Genomic DNA, 20,046 nt, shown 5'->3' with positions numbered 1-20,046 from the left:
GTCAAATTTCCGCACCCACGAATTCTTCGTGTAGGAGCTGCCGCAGGCTGCGATCTTTTGACTTTGATTTTTAGAAACAAGATCAAAAGATCGCAGCCTGCGGCAGCTCCTACAGTGGATCAGTGGTGTTCATCAGGCTGGCATCAATCAATGGAATTGTGGTTCAGGCATAAAAAACCGGGCGGCTTTGCGGCCGCCCGGTTTTGTTGGAAGGGTTACAGATGCGATTCGGCGTATTCGGCCAGGATCGAGCGTGGCACGCCCTGCAGGGTGATGTGCACCCCGTTGGGGAAATCCTTGAAGCGTTCGGTCAGATAGGTCAGCCCGGAGCTGGTCGCGGACAGGTAAGGGGTGTCGATCTGTGCCAGGTTGCCCAGGCACACCACTTTGGAACCGGCGCCGGCCCGGGTGATGATGGTTTTCATCTGGTGCGGCGTAAGGTTCTGGCATTCGTCGATCAGGATCAGGCTCTGCTGGAAGCTGCGACCGCGAATGTAGTTGAGCGATTTGAACTGCAACGGCACTTTGCTGAGGATGTAATCGACGCTGCCATGGGTGTTTTCATCATCCATGTGCAAAGCTTCGAGGTTGTCGGTGATGGCGCCCAGCCAGGGCTCCATTTTTTCCGCTTCGGTGCCGGGCAGGAAGCCGATTTCCTGGTCCAGGCCCTGCACGCTGCGGGTCGCGATGATGCGGCGATAGCGCTTGCTGACCATGGTCTGCTCGATCGCCGCGGCCAGCGCCAGAATGGTTTTACCGGAACCTGCCGCACCCGACAGGTTGACCAGATGAATGTCCGGATCCAGCAGCGCGTAGAGCGCCAGACTCTGATAGATGTCCCGCGGCTTGAGGCCCCAGGCTTCCTGGTGCAGCAGCGGTTCCTGGTGCAGGTCGAGGATCAGCAGCTTGTCTTCCTGGATTTCCTTGATCCAGCCGACAAAGCCTTGTTCGTCAATGATGAACTCGTTGATGTGCACCGCTGGCAGGTTGTCGATCAGCTGCACCTGATGCCAGGTGCGGCCGTGATCCTGACGGGTATCGACCTTGCTCACGCGGTCCCAGAAGGAGCCGGTCATGTTGTGATAACCGTTGGGCAGCAGGGACACGTCATCGACCAGTTGGTCGGTGCTGTAGTCCTCGGCATCGATGCCGCAGGCGCGCGCCTTGAGGCGCATGTTGATGTCTTTGGTGACCAGCACCACCGCCTTCTGTGGATCACGGGTGTGCAGGTCGATCAACTGGTTGATGATTTTGTTGTCGTTCAGGTGCTCGGGCAGAATCAGGTTCGACTCGGCCTGTTTGCTCATCAGAATTGACAGCAAGCCTTTCGGCCCGCCCTTGCCGCGCTGGATCGGCACGCCCAGCTCGACGTCCTCGGGGGAGGCATCGCCCAGGGTCTTGTCGATCAGGCGGATCGCCTGGCGGCATTCGGCAGCAACGCTGTGATGGCCGCTCTTGAGCTTGTCCAGCTCCTCAAGCACGGTCATCGGGATCGCGACGTGGTGTTCTTCGAAATTCAGCAGGGCATTTGGATCGTGAATCAATACGTTGGTATCGAGTACATAAAGGATTGGCTGGTTGGAAGAAGGGCTACGTCCGTGATCATCCATACTCGGTCACCTTTGTGGGAGCCATTCGACGCAATACCTGGGCGGTGCTGCGCCTCGAAGTGACTGCCGAATTCATCCACGAGGGCCTGGATGAACTGCACACAAAAGGAGTCTTGGAAGACGCCACCTGTGTTGCAGGTTTCGGCGGTCTGTCTTCGTAATACTCCAAAACCCATGACATAAAAAAGCACTTTGACGGTTTTTTTAAGTTTATTTTGCAGAGTGACGAAAAGCCCTTGGCGGACCGTGCAGACCCCGCTAAAGTCGGAAGTCCGCCTGCATCGAATTCTCTGAAAAAATCGCCAAAAGCCCAATGTTTCCGGGCTTTTTCCGTTTACTAGCGAAACCCGTCCTGACAATCTTCAAAGCCGATGCCGCTTTGCGCAGTCTGCGTGATCAACCACGGCAACGCGGTCCTCACCGCATCCTGTTTCATGTTGAAATTGATCACCCCGTGGCGCCATAAAAACATCAGGGTCAGCACTCGCTGCGCGCTCTGCGCCCCCTTGAGCTTGCCGGCACCATCCTGGGCATCGATGTCCCACAGCGCCACTTGCAGGCCCTGACTGCGCAAGAAGCTGCCAGCATCAGAACGACGCTGTCCCTCCGGCGGGCGGAACAGCGGCACGTAGTTTTCCGGCAACTTGTTCTTCACCAGATCGGCGCTGCGGCGCACCGAGTCCTGCCAGTCCTGCCAATAGCTGTGGGAACGGAACTCCCAACCCTGCACGCCGACACACTGTTTCGAGAACTCCGATTGCAGATTGCTCACTGAGCGATCCGCCAGTCGCGCCTGCACGTCCTTGCCCAACAGAAAGAACGTGCCGCTGAGATTGGCTTTGCGCAGGTAGTCGGCGATCCAGTCGGTGTTGTCCGGCTGCAGATTGGCGGCGCTGTCGAAACTCAGCAGAAACAGCCGGTCGTGCATCTCGTCGCCGCTGCGTTCATAGTCGCCGAAACGATCGATTTCACTGCTGGTCTGCGGCGACAGTGCGGCCTTGCGCATCAGCTCGTCCAGGTACTGCAGATGAAACAACCGGCTCGGTTCGGCCCATTTGGTGTAATAACTGTCGTCGCTGACCACGAACTTGGCGGCCTGCTCGCGCAGGGTCGGCAGGTCTTCGACGAGGAAGCAGAACGAGGCATCCTGATCGCAGCTCTGCTGGGCGAAGTTGTAGTTGGCCAACAGACGTTCCCAGAGCCGCTGCCGCAGGCGGCTGATCGCGTCGACATTGACCGTGCGCAGGCCAAGACGCTGGGCCAGCGCAGCCTCGTCCAGCGCTTCGGTGCCGAGCAGGCCCCGGGCGAACATGAGGATTTCCGCGCGCGAGGCGACGTCGAACAGCGTCGGATTGCTGAGCTGCTCCGGCCAGGTGCTGCGATCCAGCGTCGCCACATCGCCCGGTGCCGCCATGGCCCCGCAGCTCATCAGCCACGCCGTGAATAAAAGAACAATGCGCAAAGGGGTGTCTCCATAACCAAACCCGCGCGGCACTATATCGCGGGTGGCCGCAGGACAATCAAAAGAAAGATCAAAAGATCGCAGCCTTCGGCAGCTCCTACAAAGGCAGCCAACAGTCGACCGTAACCTGTAGGAGCTGCCGAAGGCTGCGATCTTTTCCAGCACACCATCGATCACCTATGGGCTTGATAGCTGGAGTCAACCCGGCCAACCCCCTAGAATCGCCCCCACGATCAAAGGAGACGACTTCATGCTGATGGTGATTTCCCCCGCCAAGACCCTCGATTACGAAACACCGCCGGCGACCCAGCGCTTTACCCAGCCGCAATACCTCGACCATTCCCAGGAGCTGATCCAGCAACTGCGCGAACTGAGCCCGGCACAAATCAGCGAACTGATGCACGTGTCCGACAAGATTGGCGGCCTCAACGCCGCGCGTTTCGGCAGCTGGACGCCTGCCTTCACCCCGGAAAACGCCAAGCAGGCGCTGCTCGCCTTCAAAGGTGACGTGTACACCGGCCTCGACGCCCAGTCCTTCAGCGAAGCCCAGTTCGACTACGCACAAAAGCACCTGCGCATGCTCTCCGGGCTCTATGGTCTGTTGCGTCCGCTGGATCTGATGCAGCCGTACCGTCTGGAAATGGGCACCAAACTGGCCAACGCCCGTGGCAAGGATCTCTACGCGTTCTGGGGCACCCGTATCAGTGAATGGCTCAACGAAGCGCTGGCCGAGCAAGGCGACGACGTGCTGCTGAACCTGGCGTCCAACGAGTACTTCTCGGCGGTCAAGCGCAGCGCCCTGAACGCGCGGATCATCAACACCGAGTTCAAGGACCTGAAGAACGGTCAGTACAAGATCATCAGTTTCTACGCGAAGAAGGCTCGTGGGCTGATGAGCCGTTTCGTGATTCAGGAAAAAATCAATGATCCCGCCCTGCTCAAACAGTTCGACGTGCAGGGTTATCAGTACAGCGCCGAGCAGTCGAAACCGGACAATCTGGTGTTTCTGCGCGACCACGCCCCGGAATAAAGCATGCCCAATGCACGACTCTTTCTATAAGGAGTCGTGCAGCTCGCACGACGTCAAAAATCCCCCGCCTCATTTCGCCGTTTTATTGGCGCCATAAAATCGTCCCACCCGATTCTAATTTTAGTTTCACTCGACACCCGCACTTTTTTTCAGTAGTGGCACGTAAATTTTTTTACGGTAGTGGCACAAAACTATCTAGCTGGATTGCGCACCGATTAATAAAGGGCCAAATCGAAAGTGCTATCAATTTGAGACCAGTGCCATCTTTGTCAATATTTCAAAAAATTTCAGATTTCGCGATGAGCGGGTAGGAACTATGTCCAAATGCATAGCTCATACCACCGGTAACGATTCTCGCCGAGTTTGTACGAGATAACTTACGCAGAGCGGAGAACCATGTAACCAAGTTGTCACAGCAACTTGCCTAGATGGTTCACTCATCTGATCAACTAACGATGGATAGGTGATACGCACCATAAACATCCTCTACAAGGCCAAGGCTGCGCCCCTGTAAACGTGCTCGCCTGAGCACCCAACCGCTTGATCTACGGGCTTTTCGTCCGACATCAGGTGGACTGAAAACATGCACGAGAGTCTTCCAGCAAGAAGATCCGCTGCATAACAGGGCAAGTCATAACAACCAGGCCTAGTTGCGCACATCTTGAGTGCACTTATTTAGACACTCGGAACTTAGTATGCCTGCACACGGCATTGTGGCGCCTGTTTGCCGCACTTTCGAGTGCACTATGACCGCTGAACACCATTAACTCCGGCCATCTAATGGCTTGATAAAACACAGAGGTATTTGCGATGCGCATCAGCATATTTGGTTTGGGTTACGTTGGCGCAGTATGTGCCGGTTGCCTGTCTGCACGGGGCCATGACGTGGTTGGCGTCGATGTTGCCAAAGACAAGATCGACATGATCAACGCCGGCAAGTCGCCGATTGTTGAACCGGGTCTGGGCGAACTTCTGGCCCAGGGTATCGAGACCGGTCGTCTGCGCGGTACAACCAACTTCGCCGAAGCAATTCGTGACACCGACCTGTCGATGATCTGCGTCGGTACACCGAGCAAGAAGAACGGCGACCTGGAACTGAACTACATCGAGGCGGTGTGCCGCGAGATCGGTTTCGTACTGCGTGAAAAATCCACCCGCCACACCATCGTGGTGCGCAGCACCGTGCTGCCGGGCACCGTCGCCAACGTGGTCATCCCGATCCTCGAAGACTGCTCGGGCAAGAAGGCCGGTGTCGATTTCGGCGTCGCGGTCAACCCGGAATTCCTGCGTGAATCCACCGCGATCAAGGACTACGACCTGCCACCGATGACCGTCATCGGCGAGTTCGACAAGGCCTCGGGCGACGTTCTGCAATCGCTGTACGAAGAACTCGACGCGCCGATCATCCGCAAGGACATCGCCGTCGCCGAGATGATCAAGTACACCTGCAACGTCTGGCACGCAACCAAGGTCACCTTCGCCAACGAGATCGGCAACATCGCCAAAGCGGTCGGCGTCGATGGCCGTGAAGTGATGGACGTGGTCTGCCAGGACAAGACCCTCAACCTGTCCCAGTACTACATGCGCCCTGGCTTCGCCTTCGGCGGTTCGTGCCTGCCCAAAGACGTACGCGCCCTGACCTACCGCGCCGGTTCGCTGGACGTCGAAGCACCGCTGCTCAACTCGCTGATGCGCAGCAACGAATCGCAAGTGCAGAACGCCTTCGACATCGTTGAAAGCCACGACAAACGCAAAGTCGCCCTGCTCGGCCTGAGCTTCAAGGCCGGCACCGACGACCTGCGTGAAAGCCCGCTGGTGGAACTGGCCGAAATGCTGATCGGCAAGGGCTATGACCTGAGCATCTACGACAGCAACGTCGAGTACGCCCGTGTTCACGGCGCGAACAAGGACTACATCGAGTCGAAGATCCCGCACGTGTCGTCCCTGCTCAACGCGGACTTCGATTCGGTGATCGACAACTCCGACGTGATCATCCTCGGCAACCGCGACGAGAAATTCCGCGCGCTGGCCCAGGAAGCTCCGCAAGGCAAACAGGTCATCGACCTGGTCGGCTTCATGGCCAAAGCCACCAACCCAGGTACTCGCACTGAAGGTATCTGCTGGTAACACAGACGTTGCGCGCCGCCGCGTAACTCATAGGCGGCGCGCAACCAATGTGTGATCCCGGAATGTAGGAGCTGCCGCAGGCTGCGATCTTTACCCGGCGCACTTGAGTCCTGAGTGAACCCGAAAAGATCAAAAGATCGCAGCCTTCGGCAGCTCCTACACAGGGTTCGCCCGAATTGCACGTGACATTGCAGTTCTTTGTAAGCCTGCCTTAACCCCATCGGGCCACCCGACAGGCTCGCCCGAGATAGAGACGGATGCAGATTATGCACAGGCTAAAGCACGGCCTACTTCAGGCCGCCGGTTGGCTGTTTTACCTCAGTTTGTTGATGGGTCTGGCCTTGATGCTGCCCACGTCCACATTCGACTCCGAGTCGAAGGACTTCATTTTCCTGATTGGCGCCGTGGGTATCTGGCGCTACTCGATGGGTGCAACGCACTTTGTGCGCGGCATGATTTTTCTCTACATCGTTTACCCGCACCTGCGCCGCAAAGTGCGCAAGCTGGGTAAAGCGGCGGACCCGTCGCATGTGTTTCTGATGGTCACCAGTTTCCGTATCGACGCGCTCACCACCGCGCAGGTCTACAGCTCGGTGATCCGCGAAGCCATCGACTGCGAACTGCCGACCACCGTGGTCTGCTCGATCGTCGAAATGTCCGATGAGCTGCTGGTCAAGGCGCTGTGGGCGCGGATGAATCCGCCAGACCGGGTGAAGCTCGACTTCGTGCGCATTCCCGGCACCGGCAAGCGTGATGGCCTGGCCTACGGTTTCCGCGCGATCTCCCGTCACCTGCCGGACGACCGCGCCGTAGTGGCCGTGATCGACGGTGACACCGTGCTCGGTGAAGGCACCGTGCGCAAGACCGTGCCGTGGTTCCAGCTGTTCGGCAATGTCGGCGGCCTGACCACCAACGAATTCTGCGAAGTGCGCGGCGGCTACATCATGAGCGAATGGCACAAGCTGCGTTTCGCCCAGCGTCACATCAACATGTGCTCGATGGCCCTGTCCAAGCGCGTACTGACCATGACCGGGCGTATGTCGGTGTTCCGTGCCACCGTGGTGACCGACCCGGAATTCATCGCCGACGTCGAAAGCGACTCGCTGCAGCACTGGCGCCTGGGTCGTTTCAAGTTCCTCACCGGTGACGACAAATCGAGCTGGTTCAGCCTGATGCGCCTGGGTTACGACACCTTCTACGTGCCGGACGCCGCGATCAACACCGTTGAACACCCGCCGGAAAAGAGCTTCATCAAGGCCAGCCGCAAACTGATGTTCCGCTGGTACGGCAACAACCTGCGCCAGAACTCGCGAGCGCTGGGCCTGGGTGTGAAACGCCTCGGCGCCTTCACCTCGGTGGTGCTGTTCGATCAGCGTGTGTCGATGTGGACCTCGCTGCTGGGCCTGACCGTGGCGATCATCGCCAGCTTCAAGTACGGCGGTGCGTTCATCCTCGCCTACCTGCTGTGGATCGGCATCACGCGCCTGATTCTGACCTTGCTGCTGTCGTGCTCCGGTCACCGGATCGGCCCGGCCTATCCCGTGATTCTGTATTACAACCAGATCGTCGGTGCGCTGGTGAAGATCTACGTGTTCTTCCGCCTCGACCAGCAATCCTGGACGCGCCAACCCACTTCCCTGACCCGTGATCTCGCCAGCTTTCAACGTTGGTTCAACACCTGGTCGTCTCGGACCATGACCTTCTCCGCCGGCAGCATTTTCGTCGCCGTGCTGCTGATGATGGTCTGACCTGCCCCTATTGAATTAACAAGGAAATCGCCCCCATGAATACCGCCGTCAACGCCAACGTAGTGCATGAATCCGAAGCCCAGCGTCAGCACGCCCGAGTGAAAATCCCGGCCAAACTGCGCTTCTTCGGCCCGGACCGGACGCCGGTCGAGGCGCGGGTCCTGGACCTGTCCGCCGGTGGTCTGGCGTTCAACGCCGGACAACTGCCGCTCAAGACCGGCGACGTGTACAAGGCACGCCTGCAATTTGTGATCGACAACCTCGGCCTGGCCATGGACGTCGAACTGCAAGTGCGCTCCTACGACCGCCAGAGCGGCCGCGTCGGTTGCCAGTTCCAGAACCTCGAACCGCAAGACATCTCGACCCTGCGTCACCTGATCACGTCGCACCTGGCCGGCGACATCGTCAGCATGGGTGAAGTGCTGGCGACGCTGCAGCGCGACAACTTCACCAAGGCGCGCAAGGTCAAGGACGGCGGCAGCGGCATGACCCCGTTCGGGCGTCTGAAAGCGGTGACCTTCAGCGCCGGGGTATTCGCCATCGGCCTGGTGGCGTTCGGTTTCGTCTTCAAGTCGGTGTACGGCATGTACTTCGTCAGCCATGCGCAGGCCGGTCTGGTCAGCGTACCGGGAATGAACATCACCATGCCGCGTGACGGCACCGTGCAGAGCCTGGTCAAGTCCGACGGCGTCGCCGCCAAAGGCGCCCCGCTGGCGACCTTCAGCACCAGCATGCTCGACGTGCTCAAGGGCCATCTCGACGAAGACCAGTTGCAACCGGCCAAGGTGGAAGAACTGTTCGGCAAGCAGATGACCGGCACCCTGACCTCGCCGTGCGATTGCACCGTGGCCCAGCAACTGGTGGCTGACGGTCAGTACGCAAGCAAAGGCGACGTGATTTTCACCCTGGTACCGCGCAACACCCAGGCCACCGTCGATGCGCGCTTCTCCTATCGCCAGTTCGGCGACGTGCGTCCGGGTACGCCAGTGAGCTTCCAGATCGCCGGCGAAGACCAGACCCGCACCGGCAAGATCGTCAGCAGCACCAGCCTGAAAAGCGCCGACCTGTCCTCCGACATCCGCGTGCAGATCCAGCCGGACGAACCGCTGGACAGCAGCTTCGCCGGCCGTCCGGTGGAAGTGAACAGCGACCGTGGTCCGAACCTGAACTGGCTGATCGACAAAGCCATGGCTGCCGGTCTTTAAGTCGAGGACATGCCTGTGACTATCATCCGTCTCCTGAGAACACCGCGATCCCTGTGGGAGCTGGCTTGCCAGCGATTGGATCAACGCGGTCTGTCTGACACACCGAGCCGCCTGAATCGCTGGCAAGCCAGCTCCCACAAAGGTCATATGGTGTGCTCGCTGGCACTGGCCGTCAGCCTCGCCGGTTGCGCCGGCCTGCCCGACCAGCGCCTGGCCAACGAAGCGCTCAAGCGTGGCGACACTGCCACTGCCGCGCAGAACTACCGCGCACTGGCCGATCTGGGTTACAGCGAGGCGCAAGTCGGTCTCGCCGATATCCAGGTCGACAGCCGCGACCCCGAGCAGATCAAACAGGCCGAAGCGACCTACCGCGCCGCCGCCGACGTGTCGCCACGGGCCCAGGCCCGTCTCGGTCGCCTGCTGGTGGCCAAGCCCGGTTCCACCGAAGCCGAGCACCACGAAGCTGAAAGCCTGCTGAAAAAAGCCGCCGCCAACGGCGAAGGCAACACGTTGATCCCGCTGGCGATGCTGTACCTGCAATTCCCGCACAGCTTCCCGAATATCAACGCGCAGCAGCAGATCGATCAGTGGCGCAAATCCGGTTACCCGGAAGCGGGTCTGGCGCAGGTGCTGCTGTATCGCACCCAAGGCACTTACGACCAGCATCTGGATGACGTGGAAAAGATCTGCAAGGCCGCGCTCAACACCACCGACATCTGCTACGTCGAACTGGCCACGGTGTATCAGAAACGTGCCCAGCCTGAGCAACAGGCCGAGCTGCTCAAGCAGATGCAGGCCGGTTACAGCCGCGGCACGGTCAGCGCGCAGCGCGTCGATTCGGTGGCCCGCGTGCTGGCCGATTCGACCCTCGGCAAAACCGACGAGAAGACCGCGCAGTCGCTGCTCGAACCGATCGCCCCGGGCTACCCGGCATCGTGGGTGACCCTCGCGCAGCTGCTTTACGACTTCCCGGAACTGGGCGACGTCGATCAGATGATGAAGTACCTGGACAACGGCCGCGCCGCCGACCAGCCGCGCGCCGAACTGTTGCTGGGCAAGCTCTACTACGAAGGCAAACTGGTGCCGGCCGACGCAAAAGTCGCCGAAGAACATTTCCAGAAAGCCGTCGGCCGCGAAGTCGCCGCTGACTACTACCTCGGCCAGATCTATCGCCGTGGTTACCTGGGCAAGGTCTATCCGCAGAAGGCTCTCGACCACCTGCTGACCGCTGCGCGCAACGGCCAGAACAGCGCCGATTTCGCCATCGCCCAACTGTTTTCCCAAGGCAAGGGCACCAAGCCCGATCCGCTCAACGCCTATGTATTCAGCCAATTGGCCAAGGCGCAGAACACCCCGCAAGCCGATGAACTGGCGACCACCCTCGCAGCGCAATTGCCGCCCGAGCGTCTGGCCGAAGCCCAGCGCCTGCTGCAACAGGAACAGGCCAGCCGTGGCGCCCTGAACCAGAACACGCTGCAACTGCACGCCCTGCAAGAAGAAGACGGCGAGGAATCCCTATGAAGTTGAATCCCTTTGTGAAGGCTGGCATTGGCCTCACGTTCGCGCTGATCTGGTCTTGCCCGACACTGGCCGCGATCACTGAAACCAAGAACTTCGGTCTGGAAGTGAAAATCACCGGCCAGTCCGAAGACGACCGCGACCTCGGCACCGCCAGCGGCGGCGACGTCAACGGTGTGGGCCTGGACCTGCGTCCGTGGGTCTACGGCGAAAGCGGTGCGTGGAGTGCCTACGCCATGGGCCAGGCCGTGACCTCGACCGACATTATCGAAACCGACACCCTGCAGCAGTCCGACGGTGAACAAACCACCGACAACAGCGACCGCAAAACCAAGAAAAACTACCTGGCGATGCGCGAATTCTGGGTCGGCTACAGCGGCCTGACGCCGTACCCCGGCGAGATGCTCAAGTTCGGTCGCCAGCGTCTGCGCAATGACGACGGCCAATGGCGTGACACCAACATCGAAGCGCTGAACTGGACCTTCGACACCACCCTGCTGCGCGCCAACGTCGGTGTCGCCGAACGCTTCAGCGAATACCGCACCGACCTCAAAGAGCTGGCGCCGAAAGACAAGGATCGCCTGCACGCCTACGCCGATGCCGCCTACCAGTGGACGCCGGGTAACTGGGTCGGCATTCGCGGTCATCACACCCACGACAACGGCAAGCTCGATTACGCCGAACCGGGCGTGCCCCGCGACACCCTCGACAAAACCCAGAACGGCGACATCAGCTGGCTCGGTCTGACCGCCGACAGCGACGCCTACAACTGGCGCAACACCAACACCATCAACTACTGGGGCAGCATCACCGGCATGAGCGGCGACCTTGATTCGGTCAACCCGCTGAACGCTGATGGCAGCCGTCCGGCCCAAGCCAAGCGCAGTGATGACATCAACGGCTGGGCCACTGACCTTGGCGTGCGCCTGCGCCTCGATCCGCAGTGGCAGGTCGGTGCGGCCTACGCCCGCGCCAGCGCCGATTACCAGCAGAACGGTCTGGAAAGCAACCGCTCCAACTACACCGGTACCCGCTCGCGCGTGCACCGTTTCGGCGAAGCATTCCGTGGCGAAATGAACAACATGCAGACCGCGACCCTGTTCGGTTCATGGATGCTCAACGACCAGTACGACGCCAGCCTGATCTACCACAAGTTCTGGCGCGTGGACGGCAACAAGCCGGTGGGCAGCAACGGCATCAACGCCGTGGAAAACAACACCGACGACGTCACCGGCGCAATCCTCTCCAGCACCTCGCTGCCACTGCAGGATGGCAACAAGGACCTGGGTCAGGAAATGGACCTGGTGGTGACCAAGTACTTCAAGCAAGGCTTGCTGCCGGCGGCGTTGAGCCAGTCGATCGACGAGCCGTCGGCGCTGGTGCGTTTCCGTGGCGGTGTGTTCAAGCCGGGTGATGCCTATGGCAGCCAGGTCGATTCGTACATGCACCGCGCGTTCATCGACGTGATCTGGCGCTTCTGATGCAAACCGCCAAGGGAGTGCCCGACATGCACCATGCAAGGAAAGGCTCGCTCAGCCTGTTGGCCGGCGCCATGCTGCTGGCCTCCGCTGGCGCGTTCGCCACGGTGGAACCGGCCAAGCCGGTGACCACCGCCAAAGAGCTGCAACAAGCCAAGACCTACACCGTCAGCAGCGCGCCGACCGAGGCGCTGGAGCTGGCCAAGCCGAAACTGCCCGACCTGTCCGGCTTCACCGCCGAGGCTGCTGCGGCGAAAATCGTCCGTAGCAAAGCAGGCAAGATCAGCGTGCGCCGGATGATGCAGGAAGACGCCCTGAAGGACTTCATCGGCGGCGACAACAAGATGGCCGAATGGGTGGTGCGTCAGCACGGTATCCCGCAGGCGATCTTCGTCGACGACGGTTACCTGAACCTCAAGGATCTGGCGCAGAAGCTGCCCAAGCAGTACTTCAGCGAGACCTCGCCGGGCGTGTACCTGGCGAAGCTGCCGATTGTGGTCGGCCGCAAAGGCATCCTCGAAATCGATGGTCAGACCCAGGAGTTGCGCCTGTCGCAAGAGGCCGGTTCGTTCCTGGTCAACGACGGTCAGTTGTTTGTGCGTGACACCAAAGTCACTGGCTGGCGCGAGAAGGACAACGGCCCGGCCACCTTCCGTTCGCCGAAGGAATTCCGTCCGTTCCTGCTGGCCTGGGGCGGCACCGAGACCTACATCGTCAACAGCAAGATGGCCAGTTTCGGTTACGCCAACAGTAAGTCGTACGGGGTGAGTATTTCCCAGTACACGCCGAACATGGCCAAGGTCCTCAAGCGTCCCGAGCCGACCGGCTGGATCGTCGGCTCCGAGTTCTCCGACATGTGGTACGGCTTCTACTGCTACGAGACCCGCGACTTCGTGGTCAAGGGCAACACCTACAAGGACAACATCGTCTACGGCATCGACCCGCACGACCGTTCCCACGGTCTGATCATTGCCGAGAACACCGTCCACGGCACGAAGAAGAAGCACGGCATCATCATTTCCCGTGAGGTGAACGACAGCTTCATCTTCAACAACAAGAGCTACGACAACCACCTCTCGGGCCTGGTGATCGACCGTAACAGCGTCAACAACATCATTGCCTACAACGAGATCTACAAGAACCACACGGACGGCATCACCCTCTACGAGTCCGCCGACAACCTGCTGTGGGGCAACAAGGTCATCAGCAACAAGCGCCACGGCATCCGCATTCGTAACAGCGTGAACATCCGCCTCTACGAAAACGTCGCCATGGCCAACGGGCTGACCGGCGTCTACGGCCACATCAAGGACCTGACCGACACCGACCGCGACATCAAGCTCGACCCGTTCGACGCCCAGGTCTCGCTGATCGTGGTCGGCGGTGAACTGGCGGCCAACGGCAGCGGCCCGATGGCCATCGACTCGCCGTTGAGCGTCGAGCTGTATCGCGTATCGATGCTGGCGCCGACCAAGTCCAGCGGCATCAGCTTCAACGGCATCCTCGGCGAGCGCCAGGATGAAATTCTCGACCTGCTGGTGCGCCAGCAGAAAGCCGTACTGATCGACCCTGTCGAACGCCAGACCGAACTGCGGGACTGAGGATAATTTTATGCACCCACACTTGATCAAATTACTCAGCCTGTCGGCCCTGACCGTGGGCATTCTGGCGGCCAGCAATGCTGCTCGCGCCGATGAAGCGGCGGGCGCCACCGCGCCAAAATTCAGCGCCGAACCGTGCTGCAACCTGTGCCCGGCCGCGCACGATGCGAAGAACTACACCACGCGTTATCAGCAGAACTTCACCACCCTGGTGCAGGCGCAGGGCGACTGGCTGTTCCGTACCCAGGAAGATTTGCGCACCGAGTTCAACACCACCCCGGCCGGCTACAAACGCCTGCAACAACTGCACGATGCGTTCAAGGCCAAAGGCGTCGAACTGGTGATCGTCTACCAGCCGACCCGTGGCCTGGTGAACCGCAACAAGCTCAACCCGCAGGAAAAAGCCGCGTTCGATTACGAGAAAGCGCTGGGCAACTACAAGACCATGCTCGGCCGTTTCGCCAAGATGGGTTACGTGGTACCGGACCTGTCGCCGCTGACCAACGAATCGCTGCCGGACACCCTGCCCGCCCACGATTTCTACTTCCGCGGCGACCAGCACTGGACCCCATACGGTGCTCAGCGCACAGCGAAAATCGTCGCCGAGAAGGTCAAGCAGATCCCGGCCTTCGCCGACATTCCCAAGCGTGAATTCGAGACCAAGCGCACCGGGCGCATGGGCAAGACCGGCACCCTGCACAACATGGCCGGGCAACTGTGCGGCACCAGTTACGCGATCCAGTACATGGACCAGTTCACCACCGAGCCGAAAGGCGAGGCCGGTGACGGCGACCTGTTCGGTGATTCCGGCAACCCGCAAATCACCCTCGTCGGTACCTCGCACAGCGGCAAGAACTACAACTTTGCCGGCTTCCTCGAAGAGGCCATTGGCGCCGACATCCTCAATGTCGCCTTCCCCGGCGGTGGTCTCGAAGGTTCGATGCTGCAGTACCTCGGTAGCGATGAATTCCAAAAGACCCCGCCGAAGATTCTGATCTGGGAATTCTCGCCGCTGTACCGCCTCGACCAGGAAACCATCTATCGCCAGATGATGGCGCTGCTGGATAACGGATGTGAAGGCAAGGAAACCCAAATGTCCGCCAGCACCACGCTCAAGCCTGGCGGCAAACAGGAACTGCTGGTCAACAGCAAAAACCTGAACCTGCAGAACAGCAGCCATCAGGTCGACATCCGCTTCGCCGACACCTCGGTGAAAACCCTGCAAGCCACCCTCTGGTACATGAACGGTCGCCACGAGGACATCAAGATCGAGAAACCGGAAACCTCCGACACCGACGGTCGTTTCGCCTTTGAGCTGCGCACGGACGAAGACTGGGCCTCGCAAAATCTGCTGGCCGTCGAAGTCCAGGGCCCGGAAGCGGGTACCGCGCCGCAAAAAGTCGAAGCGAAAATCTGCAAACGCAACGTATTCCCGGGCGCTGGGCCACAAACCGCGCAAGTCGGGCAATGAGGTCTGCTATGCGAAATCGAACGATCAAACACCTGCTTGCGCCATCCCTGCTGACCCTGGCGATGTTCGCCGGGGCCACTCAGGCCGCCGCGCCATTGCGCCCGCCGCAGGGCTACTTCGCCCCGGTGGATAAATTCAAGAGCGGCGACAACAGCGAAGGCTGCGACGCGATGCCGGCGCCGTACACCGGACCGCTGCAATTTCGCAGCAAATACGAAGGCTCGGACAAGGCCCGCGCGACCCTGAACGTGCAGTCGGAAAAAGCCTTCCGCGATACCACCAAGGACATCACCACCCTGGAGCGCGGCACCGCCAAACGAGTGATGCAGTTCATGCGCGACGGCCGTCCGGAGCAGCTCGACTGCACGCTGAACTGGCTGACCGCGTGGGCCAAGGCCGATGCGTTGATGTCGAAAGACTTCAACCACACCGGCAAGTCGATGCGCAAATGGGCGCTGGGCAGCATGGCCTCTTCGTACATCCGCCTGAAGTTCTCCGACTCGCATCCGCTGGCCACGCATCAGCAAGAAGCGCAGCAGATCGAGGCGTGGTTCAGCAAGATGGCCGATCAGGTGGTCAGCGACTGGGACAACCTGCCGCTGGAAAAAACCAACAACCACTCGTACTGGGCCGCCTGGTCGGTGATGGCCACCGCCGTCGCCACCAACCGTCGCGACCTGTTCGACTGGGCGGTGAAGGAATACAAGGTCGGGGTCAATCAAGTCGACGCCGACGGCTTCCTGCCCAACGAACTCAAGCGCCAGCAACGCGCCCTCGCCTATCACAACTACGCCCTGCCGCCACTGGCGATGATTGCCAGCTTCGCCCAGGTCAACGGGGTGGATCTGCGTCAGGAAAACAACAGCGCGCTCAAGCGTCTGGGTGATCGGGTGTTGGCCGGGGTGAAAGACCCGGATCAGTTCGAGGAAAAGAACGGCAAGAAACAGGACATGACCGACCTGAAAGAGGACATGAAATTCGCCTGGCTTGAACCGTTCTGCACCCTCTACACCTGCCCGGCAGATGTGATCGAGAAGAAGCACGGCATGCAACCGTTCAAGACCTTCCGCCTCGGCGGCGACCTGACCAAGGTCTACGACCCGTCGCATGAGAAGGGCAACAAGGGTTCGTAGGACAGGACACAAAACCCTGTGGGAGCTGGCTTGCCAGCGATTGCAATCCGACATTCAACACGGATGTCGAACGACCTGACGCTATCGCTGGCAAGCCAGCTCCCACACGGGTTGTGGTGAATCTGGATGCAATACATCCCCCGGAATTTTCATGGGGGGTTTGGGGGGGCTTTGGCCCTTGACTGTTGGTTCAAACATGGAGAGATCGGGATGGTATTTTCATCCAACGTGTTCCTGTTTCTGTTCTTGCCGATCTTTCTCGGCTTGTACTACTTGAGCGGGCAACGCTATCGCAACCTGTTGCTGCTGATCGCCAGCTACGTGTTCTACGCGTGGTGGCGGGTGGACTTCCTGGCGCTGTTCGCCGGCGTCACCCTGTGGAACTACTGGATCGGCCTGAAAGTCGGTGCCGCCGGCGTGCGTACCAAACCGGCGCAGCGCTGGCTGCTGCTCGGCGTCGCGGTCGACCTGTGCATCCTCGGCTACTTCAAATACGCCAATTTCGGCGTGGACAGCATCAACGCGATCATGACCTCGTTCGGTCTGGAACCGTTCATCCTGACCCACGTGCTGCTGCCGATCGGTATCTCGTTCTACATCTTCGAATCGATCAGCTACATCATCGACGTGTACCGCGGCGACACCCCGGCCACGCGCAACCTGATCGACTTCGCGGCGTTCGTGGCGATCTTCCCGCACCTGATTGCCGGCCCGGTTCTGCGCTTCCGCGACCTCGCCGATCAATTCAACAACCGCACCCACACCCTCGACAAGTTCTCCGAGGGCTGCACGCGGTTCATGCAGGGTTTCATCAAGAAGGTGTTCATCGCCGACACCCTCGCGGTAGTGGCCGACCACTGCTTCGCCCTGCAAAACCCGACTACGGGTGATGCCTGGCTGGGCGCGCTGGCGTACACCGCGCAGCTGTATTTCGACTTCTCCGGTTACAGCGACATGGCCATCGGTCTGGGCCTGATGATGGGTTTCCGCTTCATGGAAAACTTCAAGCAGCCGTACATCAGCCAGTCGATCACCGAGTTCTGGCGTCGCTGGCACATCAGCCTGTCGACCTGGCTGCGTGACTACCTGTACATCACCCTCGGCGGTAACCGCAAAGGCACGCTGATGACCTATCGCAACCTGTTCCTGACCATGCTGTTGGGTGGTCTGTGGCACGGCGCGAACATCACTTACATCGTCTGGGGCGCCTGGCACGGCATGTGGCTGGCGATCGAAAAAATGCTCGGCATCAACACCTCGCCGCGCAGCCTCAACCCGATCCGCTGGGCGCTGACTTTCCTGCTGGTGGTGATGGGCTGGGTGATCTTCCGTGCCGAGAACCTGCACGTCGCCGGGCGCATGTACGGCGCGATGTTCAGCTTCGGCGACTGGTCGCTGTCGGAACTCAACCGCGCCAGCCTCACCGGTCTGCAAGTGGCAACCCTGGTGGTGGCGTACGCAACGCTGGCGTTCTTCGGCCTGCGTGATCTGTACACCAACCAGCCTCCGGTCAAAACCAAGCCAGTAGTCAACGTCGAAACCGACGGCCCTGCCGCTGCGACCCCGGGCATCATCAAAGCCGCACCCGGCGAAAACCCGGCGAGCATCCACGAGCCTGGCTACACCGTCGGCGTCGAAGCCCAGGTGCAACCGGCGTACTGGACGGCGGACTGGTCGCGCTACGTGATGCGCGGGCTGATCCTGCTGCTGTTCATCGCCTCGATTCTCAAACTCTCGGCGCAAAGCTTCTCGCCGTTCCTTTACTTCCAGTTCTGAGGGATCTGACATGACCCGCTCATTACGCATCTTCTACATCGCTCTGTTTCTGCTGACCCTGCTGGTACTCGGTCTGTGGTCGGTGCGCAGCTTCTTCGGCTTCAACACCAATGCCGACGCGACGGTGCTCAACGGCCGCTGGACCAAAGCCGTGGAAACCCACTACGACGATCAGTTTCCGATCAAGCGACTGGGCACCAACCTCTGGGCGGCGCTGGATTTCAAACTGTTCAACGAAGGGCGTCCGGGCGTGGTGCTCGGTCGCGATCAGTGGCTGTACAGCGACGAAGAATTCAACCCGATCGTCAACGAAGAGCTGAACCTGCAAGGCAACTACGCGCTGGTTGAAGGCGTGCGCCAGACCCTGAAAGAGAAAGGCGTGAAACTGGTGATGGCGATCGTGCCGGCCAAGGTGCGCCTGTACCCGGAACACTTGGGTGAAGTGAAACCGGCGAGCATTCACGCCAACCTTTATCAGGATTTCCACGCCCGTGTCGCGGCAGACAAGATCCTCGCCCCGGACCTGCTCGGCCCGCTGCAACAGGCCAAGCAAAACGGTCAGCAAGTGTTCCTGCGCACCGACACCCACTGGACTCCGGAAGGCGCCGAAATCGCCGCCAACACCCTGGCCAAGACCATCGCCGACAAGTTCCCGCTCAGCGGCGAGCCGCAGCGCTTCGTCACCACGCCAGCGGAGAAGGTCACGCACAAGGGCGACCTGCGTCTGTTCCTGCCGCTGGATCCGCTGTTCGAAAACCTGATGCCGGCGCAAGAGCCGCTGCAAAAGCGCAACACCGTGGCCGCCGAGCAACCGGCCGGTGACGACGCGCTGTTCGCCAGCAGCGAAGTACCGGTCGCACTGATCGGCACCAGCTACAGCGCCAACCCCAACTGGAACTTCGTCGGTGCGCTGAAACAAGCGCTGCACAGCGACGTCGTGAATTACGCCGAGGACGGCCACGGCCCGATCCTGCCGATGCTCAGCTACCTGAAAAGCGATGACTTCAAGAACAGCCCGCCGCAGGTGCTGATCTGGGAGTTTCCTGAACGATATCTGCCTGTGAACAACGAAATCGGCGACGCCGACCCGCAGTGGGTCGCAGAGCTCAAACAAGCCGGTGCTCGCCAACAAAACGTAGCCATCAACACTAAATCCGAGACGCCCGATCGGGCGCAAAACTGAAAGAGAGGTAACACCATGACTTTCACTACTACTCCTCGTCGTCTCGCCAAACGCTTCGCACTGGTTGCAGGCCTCAGCGTGCTTTCCGTCCAGGCTTTCGCCGGTGGCGACGCCGCGCTGTACGGCCCGACCGCACCGAAAGGCTCGACCTTCGTGCGGGTCTACAACGCCAGCAACGCCGAAGTCAGCGCCACCGTCGGCAGCACCAATCTGAGTGACGTAGCGCCACTGGCCAGCAGCGACTTCAGCTTCATGCCGGGCGGTGACTACAGCGCCAAAGTCGGCAGCCAGACCCTGCCGGTCAAACTGGCCGGTGACCACTACTACACCCTGGTCAACAACGCGTCCGGCGCGCCGCAACTGATCGAAGAACCGCCGTTCAAGAACAAGCAGAAATCCCTGGTGCGCGTGCAGAACCTCAGCGACAAGCCGCTGACCCTGAAGACCGCCGACGGCAAGACCGAGGTGGTGCCGAACGTGGCCGCCAAGGGCCGTGGCGAGCGTGAGATCAACCCGGTGAAAGTCAGCCTGGCGCTGTACGAAGGTGACAAGAAAGTCGGCGACGTGAAACCGGTCGCGCTGGAGCGCGGTGAGGCCGCGGTGCTGTACGTCACCGGCTCCGGCAGCAGCCTGTCGCCAGTCTGGGTGAAACGCCCGGTGTCGACGCGCTAACACATTTCATGAACTGACCCGGCCTCCTGTGG

14 protein-coding genes are annotated in these 20,046 nt (G+C 60.2%); 12 read left to right on the top strand and 2 right to left on the bottom strand.

What is annotated here, in order from left to right:
* Nucleotides 1-215: 215 nt before the first annotated feature.
* A complete protein-coding gene (locus AC193Q_RS25080) occupies nucleotides 216-1,610 on the bottom strand; it encodes a PhoH family protein (RefSeq protein WP_041064814.1) in 1,395 nt (464 codons plus the stop codon).
* 337 nt (nucleotides 1,611-1,947) lie between these two features.
* A complete protein-coding gene (locus AC193Q_RS25075; RefSeq protein WP_483879648.1) occupies nucleotides 1,948-3,024 on the bottom strand; it encodes a polysaccharide deacetylase family protein in 1,077 nt (358 codons plus the stop codon).
* A gap of 298 nt (nucleotides 3,025-3,322) precedes the next feature.
* Between AC193Q_RS25075 and yaaA the strand changes: the two genes are divergently transcribed.
* The 12 genes from yaaA (at nucleotide 3,323) to AC193Q_RS25015 (ending at nucleotide 20,014) form a co-directional block, all read left to right on the top strand.
* Nucleotides 3,323-4,102, top strand: coding sequence for a peroxide stress protein YaaA (yaaA, locus tag AC193Q_RS25070; protein ID WP_182403914.1), 780 nt, complete (start codon nucleotides 3,323-3,325; stop codon nucleotides 4,100-4,102).
* A gap of 810 nt (nucleotides 4,103-4,912) precedes the next feature.
* A complete protein-coding gene (locus AC193Q_RS25065; RefSeq protein WP_041064820.1) occupies nucleotides 4,913-6,229 on the top strand; it encodes a nucleotide sugar dehydrogenase in 1,317 nt (438 codons plus the stop codon).
* A gap of 266 nt (nucleotides 6,230-6,495) precedes the next feature.
* Entirely contained in the window at nucleotides 6,496-7,977 is a 1,482-nt protein-coding gene (gene alg8, locus AC193Q_RS25060; protein WP_217436834.1) for a glycosyltransferase family 2 protein, read from the top strand.
* Nucleotides 7,978-8,012: 35 nt separating this feature from the next.
* Nucleotides 8,013-9,182, top strand: a complete 1,170-nt coding sequence (locus tag AC193Q_RS25055; protein WP_047292670.1) for an alginate biosynthesis protein Alg44 — start codon at nucleotides 8,013-8,015, stop codon at nucleotides 9,180-9,182.
* 9 nt (nucleotides 9,183-9,191) lie between these two features.
* Entirely contained in the window at nucleotides 9,192-10,703 is a 1,512-nt protein-coding gene (algK, locus tag AC193Q_RS25050; RefSeq protein ID WP_446927487.1) for an alginate biosynthesis TPR repeat lipoprotein AlgK, read from the top strand.
* Nucleotides 10,700-12,181: an alginate export family protein gene (locus tag AC193Q_RS25045; protein ID WP_483878938.1), complete on the top strand. Its 1,482-nt coding sequence runs from the start codon at nucleotides 10,700-10,702 to the stop codon at nucleotides 12,179-12,181. Before algK ends, AC193Q_RS25045 begins: the two co-directional genes overlap by 4 nt.
* Before the next feature lie 26 nt (nucleotides 12,182-12,207).
* Nucleotides 12,208-13,779 (top strand): mannuronan 5-epimerase AlgG, encoded by a 1,572-nt coding sequence (algG, locus tag AC193Q_RS25040; RefSeq protein WP_483878937.1) that lies wholly within the window; start codon nucleotides 12,208-12,210, stop codon nucleotides 13,777-13,779.
* A gap of 10 nt (nucleotides 13,780-13,789) precedes the next feature.
* On the top strand, nucleotides 13,790-15,250 hold the full coding sequence (locus tag AC193Q_RS25035) for an alginate O-acetyltransferase (protein WP_262947989.1): 1,461 nt from the start codon (nucleotides 13,790-13,792) through the stop codon (nucleotides 15,248-15,250).
* An 8-nt stretch (nucleotides 15,251-15,258) separates the two neighbouring features.
* Nucleotides 15,259-16,383, top strand: a complete 1,125-nt coding sequence (locus AC193Q_RS25030; RefSeq protein WP_121183804.1) for a mannuronate-specific alginate lyase — start codon at nucleotides 15,259-15,261, stop codon at nucleotides 16,381-16,383.
* Nucleotides 16,384-16,593: 210 nt separating this feature from the next.
* Entirely contained in the window at nucleotides 16,594-18,159 is a 1,566-nt protein-coding gene (locus tag AC193Q_RS25025) for an MBOAT family O-acyltransferase (RefSeq protein ID WP_047292665.1), read from the top strand.
* A gap of 10 nt (nucleotides 18,160-18,169) precedes the next feature.
* Nucleotides 18,170-19,342, top strand: coding sequence for an alginate O-acetyltransferase (locus AC193Q_RS25020; protein WP_047292663.1), 1,173 nt, complete (start codon nucleotides 18,170-18,172; stop codon nucleotides 19,340-19,342).
* 15 nt (nucleotides 19,343-19,357) lie between these two features.
* The gene (locus AC193Q_RS25015) at nucleotides 19,358-20,014 is read left to right on the top strand and encodes an alginate O-acetyltransferase AlgF (protein WP_041064839.1); all 657 of its coding nucleotides are present in this window, start codon (nucleotides 19,358-19,360) and stop codon (nucleotides 20,012-20,014) included.
* Nucleotides 20,015-20,046: the final 32 nt, after the last annotated feature.

The sequence above is a fragment of the Pseudomonas sp. F2 genome, assembly GCF_057174385.1.
The sequence above is the reverse complement of the archived record's forward strand: the minus strand, read 5'-3'. Positions and strand labels throughout refer to the sequence as shown.